Origin of the sequence: Burkholderia gladioli, from assembly GCF_000959725.1 — a bacterium.
GTDB lineage: Bacteria > Pseudomonadota > Gammaproteobacteria > Burkholderiales > Burkholderiaceae > Burkholderia > Burkholderia gladioli.
The window spans coordinates 1,997,123-2,020,396 of record NZ_CP009322.1; the positions used below are offsets into that span (position 1 = coordinate 1,997,123).

Consider the following 23,274-nt stretch of genomic DNA (forward strand, 5'->3'; position numbering starts at 1 on the left):
CGCCGCCGGCCGCGCGCGGCCGGCACCGCCCGATGCCGTTCGGCGGCGCGCCCCGGCGCTCCGCCCCATTGATCCTGGACCACCGACATGAACATCCTCGACAAGCATCTCGCCCATCCGCTGTCCGCGGCCCAGACCGACCTCTGGATCGCGCACAAGCTCGATCCGGCCAATCCCTCCTACAACACCGCGTCCTACGTGGAATTCCACGAGCCGCTCGAGGCCGCCGTGTTCGAGCGCGCGCTGCGCCAGGCCATCGCCGAGACCGAATCGCTGACCACCCGCTTCGTCGAGATCGACGGCGTGCCCTCCCAGATCATCGGCACGCTGGAGAACTGGCAGTTGCCGGTGCTGGACATGAGCGGCGACGGCGACCCGCTCGCCTCGGCCGAGGCCTGGATGCGCGCCGACTTCATGCGCGCCACCGATCTCACGCGCGACCCGCTGTTCGCCTACGCGCTGTTGCGCGTCGCGCCGGACCGGGTGCTCTGGTACCAGCGCTACCACCACCTGGTGGCCGACGGGGTGGCCGCCAGCATGATCCTGCGCCGCATCCTGGAGGTCTATGCCGCGCTGCTGGCCGAGGCGCCGCTGCCCGACGGCGCCTTCAAGCCGCTGCGCCTGCTGCTGGAGGACGAGGCCGCCTATCGCGAGTCGCCGCAATACGAGCGCGACCGCCGGTTCTGGCTGGCGCGCTTCGCCGACCGCCCGCAGCCGGTCACGCTGAGCAACCGCGAGGCGCCAGCCGCCGCCCATCACTTCCTGCGCCGCAGCGGCAACCTCGGCCGCGACGCGCTGGAGCGGCTCAAGGCCAATGGCGTGGACTGCAGCTGGGCGCAGCTGCTGATCGCCGCCACCGCGATCTACCTGCACCGGCTGAGCGGCTCGGAGGACATCGTGCTGGGCCTGCCGGTGCCGGCGCGGCTCGGCGTGGCGCGGCAGGTGCCCTGCATGGCGGCCAACGTGCTGCCGCTGCGCCTGGCGATCCGCCACGGCGACACGCTCGCCGACGTGCTCCGGCAGACCGCCCGCGAGGTGCTGCAGGTCCAGCTGCGCCAGCGCTACCGCAGCACCGAGCTGAGCCGCGAGCTGGGCCTGCCCGCGCTGGGCCAGCGCCTGTACGGCCCGCAGGTCAACATCACCTTCTTCGACGGCCCGCGCTCGCCGGCGCCGCGCTTCACCTCGCATACGCTGTCGACCGGCGCGCCGACCGACCTGACGATCTCGGCCTCGATGTCCTCGGTGGACTACGAGAGCGTGCGCATCGATTTCGACGGCCATCCTGCGCTCTACAGCGAGGACGAACTGGGCGAGCACCAGCAGCGCCTGTTCCGCCTGATCGAGGATGCCGTGGCGCGCCCCGCCGAGCCGGTGCACCGGCTCGGCCTGCTCGACGAGGCCGCCCGCGCACGCCTCTTGAGCGAATGGAACGATACCGACGCGCCGTTTCCGCACGACACCCTGCATGCGCGCTTCGCGCAGCAAGTGGCGCGCACGCCCGAGGCGATCGCCGTCACCGCCGGCGCTGCCTCGCTCAGCTATGCCGAACTCGAGCGTCGCGCCAACCGCCTCGCGCATCGGCTGCGCGCGCTCGGCGCCGGCCCCGACCGCGTGATCGGCGTATTCGCCGAGCGCTCGCTGGCGATGATGGTGGCCCTGCTCGGCACGCTCAAGGCCGGCGCAGCCTACCTGCCGCTCGACCCGGAACATCCCGCCGAGCGGCTCGCCTACCTGCTCGACGACGCGCGCGTGCCGATCGTGCTGAGCCAGGCGCATCTGCTGGAGCGCCTGCCGGCGACGCAGGCGGCGCGGGTGACGCTCGACGAGGACGGCGAACAGGGCGAACGCGATACCGCCGCGCTCGCCGCGCATCCCTGCGAGGCGCCGCCCGAGCTGGCCGCGCCGCATCATGCCGCCTACGTGATCTACACCTCGGGCTCCACCGGCCGTCCCAAGGGCGTGCTGGTCGAGCATCGCGGCATCGTCAACCGGCTGGCCTGGATGCAGAAGGCCTACCGGCTCGACGCGCAGGACCGCGTGCTGCAGAAGACCCCGTTCGGCTTCGACGTGTCCGTCTGGGAGCTGTTCTGGCCGCTGCTGGAAGGCGCGCGGCTGGTGATGGCCGAACCCGGCGGCCATCGCGACCCCGCCTACCTGGCGCGCACCATCGACGCCGAGCGCATCAGCGTGATGCACTTCGTGCCCTCGATGCTGGACGCCTTCCTCGAACACGCGCCGGCGAACTGCGGCGCCAGCCTGCGCGACGTGATGTGCAGCGGCGAGGCGCTGCGCGCCGATACCCAGAACCGCTTCCTGACGCGCTTCGGCGCGCGCCTGCACAACCTCTACGGCCCCACCGAGGCCTCGGTCGACGTGAGCTTCTGGCCTTGCCGGCTCGACACCGAAACGGCCTCGGTGCCGATCGGCGCGCCGATCGACAACCTCCGCCTCTACGTGCTCGACCGCGCGCTGCAACCGCAGCCGGTGGGCGTGGCCGGCGAGCTGTACCTGGCCGGCGCGGGCCTCGCGCGCGGCTACCTGAACCGCCCGGCGCTCACCGCCGAGCGCTTCGTGGCCAATCCGTTCACGCCGGGCGAGCGCATGTATCGCACCGGCGACCTGGCGCGCTGGCGCGCCGACGGCCAGGTCGAATACCTGGGCCGGCTGGACCATCAGGTCAAGCTCCGCGGCCTGCGCATCGAGCTGGGCGAGATCGAGGCCGCCGCGCTGGCCGAGCCCGGCGTCACCCAGGCGGCGGTGATCGCGCGCGAGGACCGGCCCGGCGAGCCGCGCCTGGTCGCCTACGTGGTACCGCAGGACGGCCTGCGCGAGGACGCGCCGTTCGACGCCGAGCCGCTGCGCGAGGCGCTGGCGCGCGCCCTGCCCGACTACATGGTGCCGGCCGCCTTCGTGCCGCTGGCCGCGCTGCCGCTGAGCGCCAACGGCAAGCTCGACCGGCGCGCGCTGCCGGCTCCGGCCGATGCCGATTTCGCGCGCGATGCCTACGCGGTGCCGGTCGGCGAGACCGAGACGCGGCTCGCGGCGCTGTGGGCCGAGGTGCTGGGCCTGGAACGCGCCGGCCGCTTCGACCACTTCTTCTCGCAAGGCCACTCGCTGCTGGCGGTGCGGCTGCTGGCGCGCGTGCAGCAGGCCTTCGGCATCGAGATCCCGCTGGTCGAGCTGTTCGCCGCGCCGGTGCTGGCGCAGTTCGCCGCCGCGCTCGACGCGCGCCGCGCGGCGAGCGGCGGCGAGGCGGCCGCGGTACCGGCCCTGGTGCCGGTGCCGCGCGGCGGCGACCTGCCGCTGTCGTTCGCGCAGCAGCGGCTGTGGTTTCTGTCCCAGCTCGACGGCGTCAAGGACACGTATCACGTGCCGCTCGCGATCCGCCTGCGCGGCGCGCTCGACGTCGATGCCTGGCGCCGCGCGCTGGACCGCGTCTATGCGCGCCACGAGGCACTGCGCACCGTGTTCGCGGCGCCCGGCGGCCAGCCGCGGGCGCGGCTGCTGCCGGCCGAGCCCGGCCTGCCGCTGCTCGAGCACGACCTGCGCGCGCTGCCCGACGCGCCGCGCGCCGCGGCGCGCCTGGCCGCCGAGGAGGCGCGCGCGCCCTTCGACCTGTCGCGCGGGCCGCTGGTGCGCGCGCGGCTGATCCGCGTGGCCGAGCAGGAACACCTGTTCCTGCTGACCCAGCACCACATCGTCTCGGACGGCTGGTCGCTGCAGGTGCTGATGCGCGAGATCGCCGCGCTCTATGGCGCCTTCACCGCGGGCGGCGAGGACCCGCTGCCGCCGCTGCCGATCCAGTACCTCGACTACGCGGCCTGGCAGCGCGAATGGCTGTCGGGCGCGCGCCTGGAGGCGCAGGCCGCCTACTGGCGCACCGCGCTGGCCGATGCGCCGGCGCTGCTGGCCCTGCCCACCGACCGACCGCGCCCGCCGCAACAGTCCTTCGCCGGCGCGCTGCTGCCGCTCGCGCTCGGCGCCGAGCGCACGCGTGCGCTGCGCCGCCTGAGCCAGCGCCACGGCACCACCCTGTTCGTGACCCTGCTGGCCGCCTGGGCCGCCGTGCTGGGCCGCCTGGCCGGCGAGGAGGACCTGGTGATCGGGATTCCCACCGCCAACCGCGGCCGGGTCGAGCTGGAGGCGCTGGCCGGCTTCTTCGTCAACACGCTGGCGCTGCGCATCGACCTGTCCGGGCAGCCGGACGTGGCCGCGCTGCTGGCGCGCGTGCGCGGCGCCACGCTGGCCGCGCAGGACCACCAGGCGCTGCCCTTCGAGCAGGTGGTGGAGATCGTGCAGCCGCCGCGCCGGCTCGATCACACCCCGCTGTTCCAGGCCATGTTCGCCTGGCAGAGCCAGGGCGCGGGCGAGCTCGCGATCGCCGGGCTCGACGCCTCGACCGTGCACGGCGACTACGACGTGGTGAAGTTCGACATCGAGCTGCACCTGAGCGAGCACGGCGACGACGTCGAGGGCGCGCTGAACTACGCCAGCGCGCTGTTCGACGAAGCCAGCATCGCGCGCCAGCGCGGCTACCTGCTCAGGCTGCTCGACGCGATGATCGCCGACGACAGCCAGGCGGTGGCGCGCATCGACCTGCTTTCCGAGGACGAGCGCCATCTGCAACTGGAGACCTGGAACGCCAACGAAGTGCCGTTCCCGGCCGAACTCGGCACCCACCAGGTGTTCGAGGCGCAGGCGGCGCGCACGCCGGAGGCGATCGCGCTGATCCACGGCGAACGGCGCCTGAGCTTCGCCGAACTGGAGGCGCTGGCGAACCGCATCGCCCATCGCCTGATCGCGCGCGGCGTGAGGCCCGGCGAACGCGTGGTGATCGTGCTCGAGCGCGGCGTGCCGCTGGTGGCCGCGCAGCTCGCGGTGCTGAAGGCCGGCGCCGCCTATGTGCCGATCAACACGCAGACGCCGGCCGAGCGCCAGGCCTGGATCGTCGAGGATTGCGGCGCCGCCCTGGTGCTGACCGAGGACGGCGCGCCGATCCCCGGCAGCCGGGTCGCGACGCTGGCGATCGGCGCGCTTGCCGAACCGGGCCCGGATCGCGATGCGGAGTTGCCCCCCGCGCTCGCGCTGTCGAGCGAGCTGCCCGCCTACGCGATGTACACCTCGGGCTCCACCGGCACCCCCAAGGGCGTGCTGATCCCGCATCGCGCCATCAACCGGCTCGCCATCAACAGCAGCTTCGCCAGCTACGGCCCGGGCGATCGCATGGCCTTCTGCTCGAACCCGGCGTTCGACGCGAACACGCTCGAGGTGTGGCCGGCGCTGCTCAACGGCGCGGCCGTGGTGATCGTCGACCAGCAGGCCCTGCTCTCGGCGCAGGCCTTCCGCGAGGTGCTGGAAGCGCAGCAGGTCAACACCATCTGGCTCACGGTCGGCCTGTTCAACCAGATCGCCGCCACGCTCGCGCCGATCTTCCCGCGCTTCAAGACCGTGATGGTGGGCGGCGACACGCTCGACCCGGCGAAGATCGCCGAGGTGCTGCGCGGCACGCCCCCGCAGCGCCTCGTCAACGGCTACGGCCCGACCGAAACCACCGTGTTCGCCTTGGTCCACCCGATCGAGTCGGTCGACGCGCGCGCGATCCCGATCGGCCGGCCGATCCCCAATACGCGCATCTACCTGCTCGATGCCGATCGCCGCCCGGTGCCGATCGGCGCGCCGGGCGAGATCTTCATCGGCGGCCCCGGCGTCGGCCTCGGCTACCTGAACCGCCCCGAGCTGAGCGCCGAGCGCTTCCTCGACGATCCGTTCAGCGCCGTGCCCGGCGCCCGCATGTATCGCAGCGGCGACCTCGGACGCTATCGCGCCGACGGCAATCTCGAGTTCCTGGCCCGCACCGACCAGCAGGTGAAGATCCGCGGCTTCCGCGTCGAGCTCGGCGAGATCGAGGCACGCCTCACCGAGCACGAGGAGGTGAGCTCGGCGGCCGTGATCGTGCGCGAGGACACGCCCGGCGACAAGCGCCTGGCCGCCTACCTGACGCTCACGCCCGGGGCTCGGACCCACACGCTGCCAGGCCGGCTGCGCGCCGGCCTGGCCGAGGTGCTGCCCGACTACATGGTGCCGTCCGCCTACGTGGTGCTGGCGGCGCTGCCGCTCACGCCGAACGGCAAGCTCGACCGCCGCGCGCTGCCCGCGCCGGCGGCGGACGACTACGCGCGCGAAACCTATGCCGCGCCGCAAGGTGAAGTCGAGACCACGCTGGCCGCCTTGTGGGAATCGCTGCTGAAGGTCGAGCGCGTGAGCCGCTTCGACAACTTCTTCGCGCTCGGTGGCCATTCGCTGCTGGCCGTGCAGATGATCGAGCGGCTGCGCGAGCGCGGCCTCGGCACCGATGTGGGCGCCTTGTTCGCCGCGCCCACGCTGGCGGCGCTGGCCGAATCGCTGGGCCGGCAGCGCAGCGTGGCGGTGCCGCCCAACGGGATCCCCGCCGGCTGCGAGGCGATCAGCCCCGAGATGCTGCCGCTGATCGCGCTGAACCAGGACGAGATCGATCGCATCGTCGCCCAGGCGCCGGGCGGCGCGGCCAAGGTGCAGGACATCTACGCGCTTTCGCCGCTTCAGGAAGGCATCCTGTTCCATCACCGGCTGGCCGAGCAGGGCGACCCCTACCTGCTGATCGACCATCTTTGCTTCGCCGAGCGCGCGCTGCTCGACCGCTACCTGGCCGCCGTGCAGCAGGTGATCGCGCGGCACGACATCCTGCGCACCGCCTTCGTCTGGGAAGGGCTGACGCAAGCGGCCCAGGTGGTCTGGCGCGAGGCGCAGGCCGAGATCACCGAGCTCGCGCTCGACCCGCGCGACGGATCGGTGCACGCGCAACTACTGGAGCGCTACGACCCGCGCCATTACCGCATCGAGCTGGGCCGCGCGCCGCTGCTGCGCTTCGTGGTGGCGCGAGCCGAGGACGGCCGCTGGATCCTGCAGCAGCAACAGCACCACCTGATCGGCGATCACTCGACCCAGGAACTGCTCTACGGCGAGGTGCGCGCGCTGCTGTCGGGCCGCGCCGAGGCGCTGCTCGCGCCGCGGCCTTACCGCAACCTGGTGGCCCAGGCGCGCCTGGGCGTGAGCGAGGAGGAGCACACGCGCTTCTTCCGCGCCATGCTGGGCGACGTGACGCAGCCCACCCTGCCCTTCGGCCTGGCCGAGGTGCGCCGCGACGGCAGCCGGGTCGGCGAGCATCGCGCGATGTTGCCGGCGGAACTCGACTCACGACTGCGCGACCAGGCGCGTCGCGCCGGCGTGAGCCTCGCCAGCCTCTGCCACCTGGCCTGGGCGATGGTGCTGGCGCGTACCAGCGGCCAGTCGCAGGCCGTGTTCGGCACCGTGCTGTTCGGCAGGATGCAGGCCGGCGAGGGCGCCGATCGCGCGATGGGCCTGTTCATCAACACCTTGCCGCTGCGCGTGCCGGTCGATGCCACGCCGGTGGCCAGCGCCGTGCGCGACACGCATGCGCGCCTGAGCGGGCTGCTGGTGCACGAGCATGCGCCGCTGGCACTGGCGCAGCGCTGCAGCGGCGTGGACGCGGGCACGCCGCTGTTCAGCGCGCTGCTCAACTACCGCCACAACAACCTGCCCGATGCCGACGCGCAAGCCTCGGGCATCGAGTGGCTGGGCGGCGACGAGCGCAGCAACTACCCGTTCACGCTGTCGGTGGAGGATTACGGCACGGCGCTCGGGCTGACCGCGCAGGTGGTGGCGCCGTTCTCGCCGGAACGTCTGTGCGGCTACGTGGCCCGCGCGCTGGAGCAGCTCGCTGCGGCGCTCGAATCGGCCGGCGCGACGCCGGTGGCCGAGCTCGACGTGCTGCCGGCCGAGGAGCGCACGCTGCTGCTGGACACCTGGAACGCCACCGACCTTCCCGCGCCCGGCGCGCATCCGGTGCATCGCGAGATCGAGGCACAGGCGGCCGCCACGCCCGAGGCGATCGCGCTGGTCGCCGACGAGGAAAGCTGGACCTACGCGCAGCTCAACGCGCGCGCCAACCGGCTCGCCCACCGGCTGATCGAGGCCGGCGTGGTGCCCGACGCGCGCGTGGCGATCTGCGCCGAGCGCAGCCCGGCGATGGTGCTGGCGATCCTCGCGGTGCTGAAGGCCGGCGGCGCCTATGTGCCGATCGACGTCAACTACCCCGCCGAGCGGATCGCGCACATCCTCGACGACGCCGCCCCGGTGCTGGTGCTGGCCGACGCGGCCGGCCGCGAGGCGCTGCGCGAGCGCGACGGCAGCCGCGTGCTCGACCTCGACGCGCCGCTGCCCGACACGCTCTGCGCCGAGGACCCGCATGTGCCGGACCTCGGCGCCTCGAGCCTGATCTACGTGATCTACACCTCCGGCTCGACCGGCAAGCCCAAGGGCGTGATGCTGGAGCACGGCAGCTTCCGCAACCTGATGCACTGGTACCTGGAGGACGTCGGGCTCGACGCCTCGGACCGCGTGCTGCTGGCCTCCTCCTACAGTTTCGACCTGACCCAGAAGAACATCCTCGGCCCGCTGATGGTGGGCGGCAGCCTGCACCTGACGCGTGCCTTCTTCGATCCGCCCGCGCTGGTGGCGCGAATCCGGCACTGGGGCATCACCCACCTGAACCTGTCGCCGAGCGCCTTCCACGCGCTGGCCGACGCCGACCTCGACGGCCGGGCGATCGCCTCGCTGCGGCGCGTGGTGCTCGGCGGCGAGCCTCTCTCGCTGAGCCGCCTGCGCACGCTGCCCGCGCCGCGCCCCGAGATCATCAACAGCTACGGCCCGACCGAATGCGCCGACGTGATCGGCTGGCACCGCCTGGCCGAGGATCTCGAGCGCTACGACGGCGCCTCGGCGCCGCTCGGCAAGCCGCTGCGCAACGCGCGCCTGTACCTGCTCGACGCGGCGCGCCGCCCGGTGCCGCTGGGCGCCGTCGGCGAGCTCTACCTCGGCGGCGTGGGCGTGGCGCGCGGTTATCTGAACCGGCCCGAGCTGAGCGCCGAGCGCTTCCTCGACAACCCCTTCGGCCCCGGCCGCCTGTACCGCTCGGGCGATCTGGCGCGCTGGCGCGCCGACGGCGAGCTCGAGTACCTGGGCCGCGACGACCACCAGGTGAAGATCCGCGGCTTTCGCATCGAGCCCGGCGAGGTCGAGGCCCAGTTGGCCGCCTGCGAGGGCGTACGCGAGGCGGCCGTGATCGCCCGCGAGGACGGCGGCGCCGGAGCGCGCCTGGTGGCCTACGTGGTGGCCGAGCCCGACGAGGCCCTGGCCGCCGCGCTGCGCGCGCGCCTGGCCGCCGTGCTGCCCGACTACATGGTGCCGGCCGCCTTCGTGCGCCTGGACGCGCTGCCGCTCACGCCCAACGGCAAGCTCGACCGCCGCGCACTGCCCGCGCCGGACGCGCTGGCCTTCGCGCGCCAGGACGGCGAGGCGCCGCGCGACGAGCGCGAAGCCAGCCTCGCGGCGCTGTGGAGCGAGCTGCTCGGCGTCGAGCGGATCGGCCGCCACGACGACTTCTTCGCGCTCGGCGGCCATTCGCTGCTGGCCGTGCGCCTGCTGGCGCGGATCTCGCAGACCTTCGGCGTGACGCTGCCGCTGAGCACCGTGTTCAGCGCCACCACCCTGGCCCGGCTCGCCGAGGCGCTGGAGGCGCAGCGCGGCCGTGCCGAGCGCCCGGCCCTGCCGCCGCTGCGGGCCCTGCCGCGCGACGGCGGCCCGCTGCCGCTGTCGTTCGCGCAGCAGCGCATGTGGTTCCTGATGCAGTTCGACGGCTTGCGCACGGCCTACCATGTGCCGCTCGCGCTGCGCCTGAGCGGCATGCTCGACACCGCCGCGCTGCGCGGCGCGCTGCAGCGCGTGCTGCAACGCCACGAGGCGCTGCGCTCGGTGTTCGTCGAGATCGACGGGCAGCCGGCGATCCAGGTGCTGCCCGCCGACACCGCGCTGCCCTTCGAGGAACACGACCTGCGCGGCCAGCCCGCCGACCGGCGCGAGGCGCTGCGCGCGCGGCTGGCCGCCGAGGCCGCGCACGCGCCCTTCGACTTCGCGCGCGGCCCGCTGCTGCGGGCCAGCCTGGTGCGCGACGAGGAGCATGCCTGGCTGCTGGTGCTGACGCTGCATCACATCGTCTCCGACGGCTGGTCGCTGGCGGTGCTGCTGCGCGAGCTGGGCGCGCTCTATGCCGCCTGCGCGGCGCAGCGCGAGGACCCGCTGCCCGCGCTCGGCGTGCAATACGCCGACTACGCGGCCTGGCAGCGCGGCTGGCTCGGCGAGGCGCGCAGCGCGGCCGAGGCCGCGCACTGGCGCGATACCCTGGCCGGCGCGCCAGCCCTGCTGGCCCTGCCCACCGACCGGCCGCGCCCGCCGCGCCAGTCCTTCGCGGGCGCCACCGTGCCGCTGCGGCTCGACGCGCAGCGCGCCGCGGCACTCGCCCGGCTCGGCCGCAAGCACGGCGCGACGCGCTTCATGACCCTGCTGGCAGCCTGGTCGGTGGTGCTCTCGCGCCTGTCGGGCCAGCACGACGTGGTGATCGGCACGCCCACCGCGAACCGCAGCCACGGCGGCCTGGGCTCGCTGATCGGCCTGTTCGTCAACACCCTGGCGATGCGCGTCGACCTGTCGGGCGACCCCGACACGGCCACCCTGCTGGAGCGCGTGCGCGGCACCGTGCTGAACGCGCAGGACCACCAGGACCTGCCCTTCGAGCAGGTGGTGGAGATCGTCAACCCGCCGCGCCGGCTCGACCACACGCCGCTGTTCCAGGTGATGTTCGCCTGGCAGGGCGAGGGCGGCGGCGGGCTCGACCTGCCGGGGCTGCGCGTCGACACCGAGACGCTCGCCTACCAGGCCGCGCGCTACGACCTGGAACTCACGCTCGGCGAGGCCGGCGGCGAGATCGTCGGCGAGCTGCGCTACGCCACCGCCTTGTTCGACGAGGCCACGGCGCTGCGTCATCGCGACTACCTGCTGGCCGTGCTCGACGCGATGACGGCCGCCCCGGCGCAGCCGGTCGGCGCGCTCGCGATGCTCTCGGCCGCCGAGCGCCGGCTGCTGCTCGAGACCTGGAACGACACGGCCGCGGCGCTCCCGGCGCGGGGCTGCGTGCACCAGTTGTTCGAGCAGCAGGTGCGCGCCACGCCCGCGGCCATCGCGCTGCGCGATGGCGCGAGCGGCGCCGCGCTGTCCTATGCCGAGCTCAACGCGCGGGCCAATCGGCTGGCGCACCGGCTGATCGCGCTCGGCGTCGGCCCCGACCGGCTGGTGGCGATCTGCGCGGCGCGCGGCGTGGACATGGTGGTGGGGCTGCTGGCGATCCTCAAGGCGGGCGGCGCCTACGTGCCGCTCGACCCGAGCTACCCGGCCGAGCGCCTGGCCTACATGCTGGAGGACGCGCGGCCGGTGCTGCTGCTGGCCGACGCGGCCGGCCGCGCGGCCCTGGGCGGGGGCGATACGGCGCATGGCGGGGACGATGCCGCTGCACTGCCTCCCTCACTGCCGCCCTCGCTCGCGCTGGACGCCGCCCTGCCCGGCGATCCAGCCGACAGCGACCCGGCCCCCGCCGCGCTCGACGCCGATTCGCTGGCCTACGTGATCTACACCTCGGGTTCGACCGGCAAGCCCAAGGGCGCGCTCAACGCGCATCGCGGCGTGGTGAACCGGCTCGCCTGGATGCAGCACGCCTACGCGCTCGACGCCGGCGACGCGGTGCTGCAGAAGACGCCATTCGGCTTCGACGTCTCGGTCTGGGAATTCTTCTGGCCGCTGATGACGGGCGCCACCCTGGTGATGGCGCCGCCCGAATCGCACAAGGACCCGCGCGCGCTGATCGAGCTGATCGTCGCGCACGGCATCAGCACCCTGCACTTCGTGCCCTCGATGCTGAGCAGCTTCCTCGACATGGACGAGGCGGCGCGCTGCACCTCGCTCAAGCGCATCGTCTGCAGCGGCGAGGCGCTGCCGGCCGCCAGCGTGCGCCGCTGCCGACGCGCGCTGCCCGGCGCGGCGCTGCACAACCTCTACGGCCCGACCGAGGCGGCCATCGACGTCACCGCCTGGACCTGCCCGGCCGATTTCGCCGGCGAGGTGGTGCCGATCGGCAAGCCGATCGCCAACCTGCGCATCTACCTGCTCGACGCGCATGGCCAGCCGGTGCCGCGCGGCGCGGCCGGCGAGCTTCACATCGGCGGGGTGGGCGTGGGCCGCGGTTACCTGAACCGCCCCGAGTTGAGCGCCGAGCGCTTCGTGCACGACCCGTTCGCCGCCGAGGCCGGAGCACGCATGTATCGCACCGGCGATCTGGCGCGCCACCTGCCCGATGGCGAGATCGAGTACCTCGGCCGCAACGACCACCAGGTCAAGATCCGGGGCTTCCGTATCGAGCTCGGCGAGATCGAGGCGCGGCTCGCCGCCTGCGGGCTCAAGGACCCGGTGGTGCTGGCGCGCCGCGACGCGCTCGACAACCCGCAGCTGGTGGCCTACCACGCCGGCCCGGAGCGCCCCGCCGCCGCGCTGCGCGCCGAGCTGCTGCGCAGCCTGCCCGACTACATGGTGCCGGCCGCCTTCGTGGCGCTGAAACGCCTGCCGCTGAGCCCGAACGGCAAGCTCGACCGCGCCGCGCTGCCCGCGCCGGGCGAACTGGATGCCGCGCGCCGCGACTACGTGGCGCCGGCCACGCCGCTGGAGGCCGGCATCGCGGAACTGTGGGCCGAGCTGCTGCAACAGCCGCGCGTGAGCCGCGACGACGATTTCTTCGAGCTGGGCGGCCATTCGCTGCTGGCGATCCGGATGCTGGTGCGGCTGCAACGGCAGTTCGGCGTGGCGCTGCCGATCGGCGCGCTGTTCGAGGCGCCCACGCCGGCCGCGCTGGCCTCGCGCGTGGCCGCCGGCGACGACGCTTCGGCAGGCGCGCGCGACAGCTTCGGCGTGGTGCTGCCGATTCGCGCTGCCACCGCGAACTCGACGCAGGCGCCGCTGTTCTGCCTGCCGCCGAGCTTCGGCCTGGGTTGGTGCTACAGCGCCCTGCTGCCGCTGGTGCCGGCCACGCGGCCGATCTACGCGCTGCAGTCGCCGGCCTTCGCCAAGCCGGACGCGCCGCTCGACTACAGCGCCGAGGCCCTGGTCGAGTTGCATCTGGCGGAGATCCTGCGCATCCAGCCGGCGGGCGACTACCACCTGCTGGGCTGGTCCTTCGGCGGCGGCCTGGCGCACGCGCTGGCCACCCGCCTGCAACGCTCGGGCCGCCAGGTCCGGCTGCTGGCGATGCTCGACAGCGTGCCGCCGGGCCACGGCGACACCGCGCAAGCCCCCGACGAGACCCGCATCCTCGCCGAGGTGGTGAACGCCTTCGTGCCGGACACGCGCGAGGCCGCCCCCACTACGCCGGCCGGGCCCACGCTCGACCAGGCCGTCGAGCAGGTCTGCCGGGCGACCGGCAAGCCGCGCGAGGTGGTGGCGCGCCTGCTCGACATCACGGTGCGCGTGACGCGCCATCACGCGGCGATCCAGGCCGGCTTCCGGCTCGAGCGCTACGCCGGCGAGCTGCAATTGTTCAGTGCCGCGCGCGGCGACGCACCGGCCTCGGCCGGGCACTGGCGCGCGGCCTGCGAGAGCAGCCGCATCGCGGTGCACGAGATCGACGCCGACCACCACGGCATGCTGCGGGCCGCCCCGCTGGCCGCGATCGTCGCGGCCCTCGCCCCCCGACTGAACCCTTGAGACCAGGAGACGCCATGGAAAGCCTCTTCGAACGCGACGACGCCCGCTACCAGGTGCTCGTCAATGCCGCCGGCCAGCATTCGCTGTGGCCGGAATCGCTCGACCTGCCGGCCGGCTGGCAGGTCGCGCTGCCGGCCGGCCCGCGCCGCGAGGCGCTCGACTACGTGGAGCGGCATTGGGCCGGGCTGGGGGCCGATCAGACCGCCTGAGCCGGCACCGGATGCCCCCAAGCAACCACCAGCACGATCGAAACAGCGCCCGACGGCGCCACCGTCGGATTCCCGGGCCGGATCGCGATTCGCGCGGCCACGGCCAGCCAAGCACGGAGATCGACCATGACGAGCAGCACCTTCCTGTTGGACCGACCGGAAACGCAGTTGGAGAGCCAGGACATCCACCTCGACAAGCCGCTCGACGGCGTGATCCGGCGCATGTTCGAGGCCATCGACTCGCGCGACTTCGCGCGTCTGCCGGACTTCTTCCACCCGCGCGTCGCCTACGAGCGGCCCGGTTACGCGGTGATCGACGGCCTGCCGGCGCTGACGCATTTCTACGAGAACATCCGCATCATCGCCGAGGGCCGGCACACCGTGCATTCGGTGTTCGTGTCGGGTGCCAGCGCGGCGGCGGCCTGCGGCCTGTTCGTGGGCCGCTCGCGCAGCGGCGAGCCGCTCAACGAGCAGTTCTGCGACGTCTATGTGTTCGAGGCCGAGCGCATCGTGCGCCGCAAGACCTTCTTCTTCCGCAAGGCCATCTGAGCGACAGGCTCGCGCCTCGCGTCGAGCGGCGCGGGCGCGCGAGCGCTCCCCGGCCTCGCGTTCAACCCTGGAACACGAAACCCGTCGACATGAACTACTCCCACGAAGCAACCCCCGCCTGGCTGTGGATCGTCCTGCTGCTGGTGGTCTGGCGCGCGATCCGCGCGCTGCAACCGAAGATCATGTCCACCAGCCGCATGCTGATCTTCCCGGCGCTGTTCACGGTCTGGAGCATCGGCAACCTCGAGCATCGCGCCGAGGGCCATGCGGTCCCGATGCTGGCGGCGATCGTCGCGCTGGCGCTCGGCGTGGCCGCCGGCTGGTACGCGGCCGGCACCGGCCGGGTGCGCGCCGATCACGAACGCCGGCTGATCGAGCGGCCCGGCGGCGTGGTGCCGCTGATCGTCGTGCTGGTCAGCGTCGGCGGCAAGCTGCTGTTCTTCTCGGGCGGCGCGCCGGGCGCCATGGCGATCCTGTTCTCGGTGCTGCTGCTGGGCCTGCTGTGGGGACGCACGCTGCATTACGGCCAGCGCTACCTGAGCGCGCCGCATACTTCGCTGACTCCGGCTACCTGAGCGGCGCGCCGAAACGAAAAACGGCACGCCATGGCGTGCCGCTTCGCGTACCCCGCCCGCCGCGAACGGCGCCCCGTCCTCAGGGCAGCGCCACCGCACGCCCGGTCACTTCCTTGCGATAGCGATTCAGCTCCTGCGCGGTGGAGAAGCTGCGCTCGAACAGGATCGACAGGTTGTGCAGGATCCGGTCGACCACCTTCTTCTCCCACTCGCCGTCGAAGCGGATCTGCTCGTCGAGCCAGTGCTCCAGCCAGTCGGGATCGGGCAGGCGCGACTGCACCGTGTCGCGCGGGAACAGCGACTGGTTCACGTGCAGGTTGGTGGGGTGCAGCGGCTTCTCGGTGCGGCGCGCCGAGGCCATCAGCACGCCGATCTTGGCGAAGGCCGAGCGCGCGACGTCGCCGCAATCGACCAGCGCCTTCTTCATGTAGCGCAGGTAGGCGCCGCCGTGACGCGCCTCGTCGCGCGAGATGATGTCGTAGATCTGCTTGATCACCGGCTCGGTATGCCACTCGGCCGCGCGGCGATACCAATGGTTCAGGCGGATCTCGCCGCAGAAGTGCAGCATCAGCGTCTCCAGCGGCGGCGCCGGGTCGAAGACGAAGCGCACCGCGTGCAGCTCGGCCTCGGTCGGCATCAGCTCGGGCCGGAAGCGCCGCAGGTACTCGATCAGCACCAGCGAGTGCTTCTGCTCCTCGAAGAACCACACGCTCATGAAGGCGGAGAAATCGCTGTCGTGCTGGTTGTCGCGCAGGAACATCTCGGTGGCCGGCAGCGCCGACCATTCGGTGATCGCGTTCATCTTGATCGTCCGCGCCTGCTCGTCGGTCAGCAGCGCGGCGTCGAAGCGGTCCCACGCGATGTCCTTCTCCATGTCCCAGCGGACGGCTTCGAGCGATCGATACAGCTCCGGATACAGCATCATCGGTACCCCTCGGTGGCTACGGTTGGCGCGCGAGCGCGTGGCACCGCGGGCGCGGCGTCGAGGCGACGCGCCCCGGATGCGGATCGGCCCCGCGCGGCGCCGTCATGAGGGCGCGCGCGAGTCGGGCGCGACGTATTGTTTCGCCGGCCGCGCCCCCTGACAAACGACTTTTCCGAACCTCATGGATGAGGCTCGCGCATGATGGCGAGCCTTGCCGGGCGGCTCCGCGCGGGCCGCGCCATGAATGCCCGTGGCGCATGCATTGACTGCAAATATTCCGTTTGTCGCGTGCCCGCGGATTCGACAAGATGATTGCGTCCGTCAACCAACCCGCGCCGACCCGCGCCACGACGCGTCGAGGAACCACGCCGATGACGATGTGCCCGCACCGCGTTCCCCGGCCTGCCCGCCTCGCCCGCCATCCCTCATGAGCCCACCGCTGTCCTTCGCCTGCCGCCGCGACACGTTCCGGATCGGCATCGACGCCGCCGCCTACGAGCTGCCCGGCGCGCGTGTCGAGATCGAGGCCTGGGCCGCCGAGCACGGCTACCCGGCCGAGCGCGCCGCCGCCATCGCGCGCGCCGGCAGCCGCTATTTCCACGTCGCGTCCGATACCAGCGAGACCGAGCTGGCGATCGCGGCGGTGCAGCGCCTGCTCGACACGTCGCGCAGCAGTGCGAAGCAGATCGGCGCGATCGTGCACGTGCATACCCAGCCGTTCAGCGTGCCGCCCGCGCCGCGCAGCCTGCCCCACGAGGTGGCCGCGCACTGCGGGATCGCGCCGCTGTGGATGGGCTCGATCGCGCCGCTCGCCAGCGCGTCGATCGCCACCGGCATCGAGGCGGTGCGCGCGCTGATGCGGCGCCACGCGCAGCTCGACGCGGCCCTGGTCGTGTCCTCGGATCGCGCCTACGGCGAGGACACGCGCATGCGGCAGGATCGCGGCGTGCAATGCGACGGCGCGGCGGCGATGCTGCTGGTGCGCAACAGCACCCGCAACCGGCTCGGCGGCATCGCGCTCTCCACCTCGGCGCCCGCCTACCGCGACGCGGACGCGGCCGGCTACGAGACCGGCTTCGACGGCGCGCCGGAAGCGGGCTTCGAATCCAGCTTCGATTCACGGCTCGATTCACGGCTCGATTCACGGCTCGATTCACGGCTCGATTCACGCTTCGATTCGCGCTTCGAATCGGCCTTTGAATCCCGCCTCGGCGAGCGCCACCGCGCCGGCTTCGCCCCCCACGCGCGCGCGCCGAGCTGGCCGGTCACGCGCGAGGTGATCGACGCGGCCGTCGCGATGGAGCCGCACCCGCTCGCCGACTACGCCCTGCTGCTGCCGCCCAACGTGGACCTGCCCGGCTGGGATGCGCTGTGCCGCGAGATGCGGCTGCCGCGCGAGCGCCTGTTCGCGGCCAACATCCACGCGCGCGGCCACGCCTGCTGCTCCGACTTCCCGATCAATCTCGCCGATGCCGGGCTCGACGCGCTCGCGCTGGGCCAGCACGTGATCGGCGTGATGCAGTCCAGCCGCGGCGCGCACGCGGCCCTCACCCTCCACCCCGCGAGCCGCCATGACGATTGACCGATCGATGCCGCGCGATGCCGACCATGCCTGGCTCGCCGGGCTGCGCACGCCCTGCTACGTGTACGACCCGCAAGTGGCGCTCGCGCGCTACCGCGCGCTGAAGGCGCGGCTCGGCACGCGCCTGGTGGTGTCGCTCAAGGCCAATCCCGATCCCGCCCTGCTGGCGCGCTGCGCGAGCGGCTTCGAGGACGGCGTGGAGCTGGCCAGCCGCGGCGAGCTGGCCCTGGTCGAGACGCGCACCGAGCTGCCGCGCTACCTGAACAATCCCTCGATGGACGAGGACTTCATGCGCGCGGGCCTGGCCGCGCGCTGCCGCATCGTGCTCGACAACCTCGACGCGGCAAGGCGCTTCGTGCCACTGGCGCTCGAATCAGCCGCGCACGGCAGGCCGCCCGAGGCGATCCTGCTGCGCCTGAACGCCGGCGCGCTGGCCGGCGAGCAGGCACGCCCACACTGGCACGACCACTTCGGGATGACGCCGAACGAGGCTGCCGCGGCGGTGCGCGCGCTCGCCGCCGCCGGTTTCGCCGCCGCCGGCCTGCACGTGTTCGCCGGTCCTCACAGCTTCGCGCGCCAGGACGCGAGCCCCGCCGACCTGCGCATCCTGCCCGAGGCGCTGGCCGCGCTGGCGCGCGACCTCGCGCCCCTCAACGGCGCGCCGCTCACCCTGCTGGGGCTGGGCGGCGGTTTCGCCGAAACCCCGGCGCCCGAGGCGATGTTCGACGGCTATCGCGCCGCGCTGGCGCCGCTGGCCGCCGCGCACACGCTGACCCACGAGGCCGGCCGCGCGATCTTCGCCGACGCGGGCTGGTTCGTCACGCGCGTGGTGGCGGTCAAGCACTGGGCCGACCGCAGCATCGCGGTCTGCGATGGCGGCCTGTCGCACAGCTTCCTGCTGGCGCAGACCGAGCTGGTGATGCGCCGCCTGGCCAGCCCGATCCTGGTGCGCCGCACGCCGGCCGGCGTCGCGCGCGCGGTGCCCACGCTGTTCGTCGGCAGCACCTGCAGCCGCGCCGACGTGATCGGCCGCGACGAACGGCGCGACGCGCCGCCGCCGCAAGCCGGCGACCTCGCCGTGTTCCCGCGCTGCGGCGCCTATCACCGCACCTACTCGATGACGCACTTCCTGTCGCACCAGCCCGCCCACGTTGAGATCCGGCCGACCGGCACGGATCCGGAATGAGGAGCCGCCCATGAACGCCCTGATCAGCCTTGCCGACATCCTCGAGGACAGCGCGCGCCGCTGGCCGCATCACCCGGCCTTTGCCGACAGCAAGCGCGAGGCGAGCTACGCCCGGCTCGCGCAGGCCGTCGCGCACGGCGCCGCCGCCCTGCTCGCGGCCGGCGCCGCGCCCGGCGAGCGGATCGCCATCCTCGGCCCCAAGCAGTTCGAGACGGTGGTGGCGATCCTGGCCGCCAACGCGATCGGCGCGCTGTTCGTGCCGATCAATCCGCAGTTGAAGGAAACGCAGATCGAACACATCGTCGCCGACAGCGGCGCCAGCCTGTTGCTGGCCGGCGCGGAGCGGCTCAAGCGCATGCCGGCGCTGGCCGCGCGAATGGCCTCGCGAACGCTGCCGATGGAGGCCTTCGCCGAGGCGATCCATGCCGGCGGGGCCATCGTCGACTCGCCGACGACGAGCGCCGCGCGCCGGCTGGTCGACGACGACCCCGCCGCCCTGCTCTACACCTCCGGCTCCACCGGCAAGCCCAAGGGCGTGGTGGTCTCGCAGCGCAATCTCGTGTCGGGCGCCTTCAGCGTGGCCGCCTACCAGGGCCTGGAAGCGCACGACGTGATCCTCGGCGTGCTGCCGCTGAGCTTCGACGCGGGCCTCAGCCAGCTCACCACCGCCCTGGTCTCGGGCGCCTGCTACGCGCCGCTCGACTTCCTGCGCCCCTCGGAAGTGCCGAAATACTGCGAGGCGCGCGGCGTCACCTCGATCACCGCGGTGCCGCCGCTGTGGATGCAGCTGGCCTCGGTCGAATGGAGCGAGGCCGCGCGCCAGCGCATCCGCCGCTTCGCCAATACCGGCGGCCACCTGGCCACGCCGCTGCTGAACCGGCTGGAGGCGCTCTACCCGCGGGCCGCGCCCTACCTGATGTACGGGCTGACCGAGGCGTTCCGCTCGACCTACCTGCCGCCGGCCGAGGCGCGGCAGCGCCCGAGTTCGATCGGCAAGGCGGTGCCCAATGCCGAGATCCTGGTGCTGCGCGCCGACGGCAGCGAATGCGGCGTCGACGAGCCCGGCGAGCTGGTGCATCGCGGCGCCTTCGTCACGCTCGGCTACTGGAACCAGCCGGAGCTGACCGCGCAGCGGTTCCGGCCGCTGCCCAGCCGCCACGGCGAGATCCCGCGCCACGGCGTGGGCGTGTGGTCGGGCGACATCGTGCGCCGCGACGCGCAGGGCTACCTCTACTTCGTGGCGCGCGCCGACGACATGATCAAGACCTCCGGCTACCGCGTCAGCCCCACCGAGGTGGAGGACGTGCTGTTCGCGCTGCCGCACGTGCGCGAGGCGGCCGCCTTCGGCGTGCCGCACCCGGCGCTGGGCGAGGCGATCGCGGTATCGATCGTCACCACCCTGGATGCCGAGCAGTGCCGCGAGGACATCGCCCGCGCCTGCCGCGCCGCGCTGCCCACCTACATGGCGCCGCTGATCGTCGACATGCAGCCGGCCCTGCCGCGCAACCCGAACGGCAAGATCGACCGCGCCGCGCTCAAGGCGCTACACCGCCACAAGTTCACCGGCGCGGCGCGCCCGGAGACCCACGCATGAGCCTGTCGAGGCACCACGCCGCGCGGCACGGGGCACGCGGCGGGACACCCGCCGCGGCGCTCGCCGCGCGGCCCGCGCTGACGCTGTCGGGCGGCGTGCTGGTGCTGCCGGCCGCGGTCGCCTTCGGCACCGTGCAGGCCCAGGAGCGGCACCCCGGCTATCGCCACCTGCTGCTGCCGCAGGCGCGTTTCGCGCGGCCCTGCGACGCGCCGGGCCACCTGGCGCCGGCCGGCCGCGCGCGCCTGCACGTGGCGCCGCCGGGCCGCAGCCTGGCCGACCTGGCCGCCGACGCCGCGCTCGACCTGCGCGACCAGCTCGGCTCGCTGCGCCTGGCGCGCAGCACCCACGTGGTGGTGGCCAGTTGCGCGCTCGACGAGCGGATCGGCGCCTCGGTGGTGGGCCGCATGCAATGCGAGCTGGGCCTGCGCGATGCCGCGCCGCTGGCGCTGGGCCAGAACGGCACGCTCGGCTGGTACGGCGCGCTCGACCTGCTCGACGGCATGCTCGACGAGGGCGAGCAGGCGCTGGTGATCCTCAGCGATAAATGGCTGCATCCCTTCGTGCGGCAGTTCGGCGACCTGGTCGGCTACGGCGACGCGGCCGCGGCCCTGCTGGTAAGCCGCGAGGCGGGCGCCCCGCGCGAGCCGGTCCGCGCCGGCGGCCAGGGCGCGAACTGGGGCGAGCTGCGCGGCGTGGCGCTCGAATTCGGCCCGGCGATCGCCGATCCCTGGTGCGCCGCGCCCGAGGCGCTGCGCGAGGCGCTGACCCCGCTCGCCGCGCGCGCCATCCGCCGCGCGCTCGAGCAGGCCCGCACGCCGGCCGACACCCTCGACTGGTGCGTGCCGCCCGGTTTCGATCCGGCCTTCGTGGCCCGCGTCGCCGACGCCGCCGCGATTCCGGCCGGCGCGCGGGTGCGCCACGAACTGGCCGGCCACCTGTCCTCGTCCGATTCCGCGGCCTCGCTGATCCAGCTGGCCGCCTCGCTCGACGAGGGCGAACGGCGCAGCGTGCTGGTCTGGGACGCCGCGCTGCACGGCGCGGCCGCGGCCGCCGTCTACGACGTGACGGGCGGCCTGCACGCCGCCCTCGATATCGAAGGAGAGGCGCGATGAGCGCATACAAGCTGAGCCTGCGCGAACTGCGCTTTTTCCTGTGGGAGCTGTTCGAGACCGAGCAGCGCTTCCTCGGCGAGGGCCCCTACGCGGGCCTCGATCGCGCCGCGCTCGACGCGCTGCTCGAGCGCGCGCGCGACTTCGCCCTGGACCTGGGCCGCAGCTACCAGCAATCGGATGTCGAGGGCTGCGAGCTGCTGGCCGACGGCCGGGTGCGCATCCCCGCCGACTTCCACGGCCTGTGGGCGCGCTTTCGCGACGAGTGGTCGAGCACCCTGTTCGGCACCGAGCGCGGCCTGCCGCCGATCCTGACCCAGGTGCTCTACGAGATGTTCATGGGGGCCAACCCGTCCTTCATGACCTACGGCGGCTTCTCGCGGCCGGCCATCAAGCTGCTGCAGTCGAGCGGCACACCGGCCCAGAAGGCCCTGATCGAGCCGCTCAGGACCTCGCGCTGGGACGCCTGCTTCTGCGCCACCGAGCCGCGCGCCGGTACCGACCTGACCGCCGTCGGGCTGCGCGCCGAACCGCTCGATCAGGACGTCTACACGCTGCGCGGCGAGAAGGTCTTCATCTCGGCCGGCATGCACGAGCTGACCGAGAACACGCTGTACTTCGTGCTGGGCCGCGTCGAATCCTCGGCACCGGATTCCTTCTCCCTGTCCTGCTTCGTGGTGCCGCGCTTCTGGCCCGACGAGGCCAGCGGCGAGCTGCGTCCGAACCACGTGGAATGCATCGGCCTGCCGCGCAAGATGGGGCTCAAGGGCTGCGCCAACACGCACCTGGTGTTCGGCCGCGGCGGGGCCACTCGCGGCTGGCTGCTGGGCGCTCGCCGCAACGTCGGCCTGCTGCAGCTGATCCCGCTGATGAACCAGGCGCGCATGAGCACCGGCATGTTCGGCGTGGGCGTGGCCTCCAACGCCTACCTGCACGCGGTCGACTACGCGCGCCAGCGCCGGCAGGGCCGCCCCATCGAGCAGGCCTCGAACACCAGCGCCGAGCGCGTGGCGATCATCGAGCATGCCGACGTGCAGCGCATGCTGATCGACATGAAGAGCCGCCTGGACGGCTGCCGCGGCCTGCTCGGCAAGCTGGCCGCCACCGCCACCCAGGCGCTGGTCCTGGAGGCCGCGCCCGATGCCGACCCGGCCCTGATCGAGCGCCGCCGCAAGCTGCAGCAGATGCTCACGCCGATCTGCAAGGCCTTCATCTCGGACCAGGCCTGGCGCATCTGCGAGAGCGCGATCCAGGTGCACGGCGGGCTCGGCTACACCGACGCGAGCCCGGTCGAGCAATGCGCGCGCGACGTCAAGGTGCTGTCGATCTGGGAGGGCACCAACTACATCCAGGCCCAGGACCTGGTGCGCGACAAGCTCGGCTACGGCCGCCAGTCGCGCCTGATCCAGTATTACCGCGACGAACTGGAGATCTTCCTCGCGCAGCGCGGCCGCGCCGACACGCCGGCCGAGCTGCGGCCCTGCTTCGACGCGCTGCGCGCCGGCGCCGAGCGCATCGCCACGGCACTCGACCACATCTCCCGCGACGTGCGCGACGGGCTCACGCATCGCAGCAGCCAGTTCTACACGCGCTTCCTGGAGATGTTCGGCATCGTCACCTCGGCCTGGGTGCTGCTGGAATCGGCCTGCATCGCCGCGCGCCGGCTGGCGCTGCCCGAGGTGGCCGGGGACGCCGCCGAGGCCGCGTTCTATCGCGGCAAGCTCAAGAGCGCGCGCTACTACTTCGCCAACGTGCTGCCCCTGGTCGACCAGCATGCCGCGCTGATCGCGACCATGGGCGAGGCGGCCATCGAGATCAGCGGCGACGAACTTGCACAGGTGGAATGA

10 protein-coding genes are annotated in these 23,274 nt (G+C 73.0%); 9 read left to right on the plus strand and 1 reads right to left on the minus strand.

Features of this window, described 5'->3' with window-relative positions; all coding sequences use genetic code 11:
• Positions 1-87 precede the first annotated feature (87 nt).
• The 4 genes from BM43_RS09000 (at position 88) to BM43_RS09015 (ending at position 15,031) form a co-directional block, all read left to right on the plus strand.
• Positions 88-13,698: an amino acid adenylation domain-containing protein gene (locus BM43_RS09000; RefSeq protein WP_052710564.1), complete on the plus strand. Its 13,611-nt coding sequence runs from the start codon at positions 88-90 to the stop codon at positions 13,696-13,698.
• A 14-nt stretch (positions 13,699-13,712) separates the two neighbouring features.
• On the plus strand, positions 13,713-13,907 hold the full coding sequence (locus BM43_RS09005) for an MbtH family protein (protein ID WP_017921608.1): 195 nt from the start codon (positions 13,713-13,715) through the stop codon (positions 13,905-13,907).
• 126 nt (positions 13,908-14,033) lie between these two features.
• The gene (locus BM43_RS09010) at positions 14,034-14,456 is read left to right on the plus strand and encodes a nuclear transport factor 2 family protein (RefSeq protein ID WP_042287084.1); all 423 of its coding nucleotides are present in this window, start codon (positions 14,034-14,036) and stop codon (positions 14,454-14,456) included.
• Positions 14,457-14,545: 89 nt separating this feature from the next.
• A complete protein-coding gene (locus tag BM43_RS09015; protein WP_013690732.1) occupies positions 14,546-15,031 on the plus strand; it encodes a hypothetical protein in 486 nt (161 codons plus the stop codon).
• A 79-nt stretch (positions 15,032-15,110) separates the two neighbouring features.
• On the opposite strand, the gene BM43_RS09020 is transcribed toward BM43_RS09015, so the two are convergent.
• On the minus strand, positions 15,111-15,953 hold the full coding sequence (locus tag BM43_RS09020) for a ferritin family protein (RefSeq protein WP_036057194.1): 843 nt from the start codon (positions 15,951-15,953) through the stop codon (positions 15,111-15,113).
• Between the two features lie 430 nt (positions 15,954-16,383).
• On the opposite strand from BM43_RS09020, the gene BM43_RS09025 reads away from it, so the two are divergent.
• Genes BM43_RS09025 through BM43_RS09045 form a run of 5 tightly spaced genes read left to right on the plus strand, consistent with a single transcriptional unit; the run spans position 16,384 to position 23,274 of the window.
• Positions 16,384-17,538: a beta-ketoacyl-[acyl-carrier-protein] synthase family protein gene (locus BM43_RS09025; protein WP_036055809.1), complete on the plus strand. Its 1,155-nt coding sequence runs from the start codon at positions 16,384-16,386 to the stop codon at positions 17,536-17,538.
• The gene (locus BM43_RS09030; RefSeq protein ID WP_036033847.1) at positions 17,528-18,724 is read left to right on the plus strand and encodes a type III PLP-dependent enzyme domain-containing protein; all 1,197 of its coding nucleotides are present in this window, start codon (positions 17,528-17,530) and stop codon (positions 18,722-18,724) included. Before BM43_RS09025 ends, BM43_RS09030 begins: the two co-directional genes overlap by 11 nt.
• A 10-nt stretch (positions 18,725-18,734) precedes the next feature.
• Positions 18,735-20,318 carry an acyl-CoA ligase (AMP-forming), exosortase A system-associated gene (locus BM43_RS09035; RefSeq protein ID WP_036055808.1) on the plus strand — a complete coding sequence of 528 codons (1,584 nt, stop codon included), beginning with the start codon at positions 18,735-18,737 and terminating at the stop codon, positions 20,316-20,318.
• Positions 20,315-21,430, plus strand: coding sequence for a hypothetical protein (locus BM43_RS09040; RefSeq protein WP_230676416.1), 1,116 nt, complete (start codon positions 20,315-20,317; stop codon positions 21,428-21,430). Before BM43_RS09035 ends, BM43_RS09040 begins: the two co-directional genes overlap by 4 nt.
• Complete coding sequence (locus BM43_RS09045) at positions 21,427-23,274, plus strand: acyl-CoA dehydrogenase family protein (protein WP_017921938.1); 1,848 nt, start codon at positions 21,427-21,429, stop codon at positions 23,272-23,274. Before BM43_RS09040 ends, BM43_RS09045 begins: the two co-directional genes overlap by 4 nt.

What these genes read in the sequence shown, in the direction of transcription:
- BM43_RS09000 (WP_052710564.1), top strand. Translation starts at nt 88, where the DNA reads ATGAACATCCTCGACAAGCATCTCGCCCATCCGCTGTCCGCGGCCCAG.
- BM43_RS09035 (WP_036055808.1), top strand. Translation starts at nt 18,735, where the DNA reads ATGAACGCCCTGATCAGCCTTGCCGACATCCTCGAGGACAGCGCGCGC.
- BM43_RS09045 (WP_017921938.1), top strand. Translation starts at nt 21,427, where the DNA reads ATGAGCGCATACAAGCTGAGCCTGCGCGAACTGCGCTTTTTCCTGTGG.
- BM43_RS09030 (WP_036033847.1), top strand. Translation starts at nt 17,528, where the DNA reads ATGACGATTGACCGATCGATGCCGCGCGATGCCGACCATGCCTGGCTC.
- BM43_RS09040 (WP_230676416.1), top strand. Translation starts at nt 20,315, where the DNA reads ATGAGCCTGTCGAGGCACCACGCCGCGCGGCACGGGGCACGCGGCGGG.
- BM43_RS09005 (WP_017921608.1), top strand. Translation starts at nt 13,713, where the DNA reads ATGGAAAGCCTCTTCGAACGCGACGACGCCCGCTACCAGGTGCTCGTC.
- BM43_RS09015 (WP_013690732.1), top strand. Translation starts at nt 14,546, where the DNA reads ATGAACTACTCCCACGAAGCAACCCCCGCCTGGCTGTGGATCGTCCTG.
- BM43_RS09020 (WP_036057194.1), bottom strand. Translation starts at nt 15,953, where the DNA reads ATGCTGTATCCGGAGCTGTATCGATCGCTCGAAGCCGTCCGCTGGGAC.
- BM43_RS09010 (WP_042287084.1), top strand. Translation starts at nt 14,034, where the DNA reads ATGACGAGCAGCACCTTCCTGTTGGACCGACCGGAAACGCAGTTGGAG.
- BM43_RS09025 (WP_036055809.1), top strand. Translation starts at nt 16,384, where the DNA reads ATGAGCCCACCGCTGTCCTTCGCCTGCCGCCGCGACACGTTCCGGATC.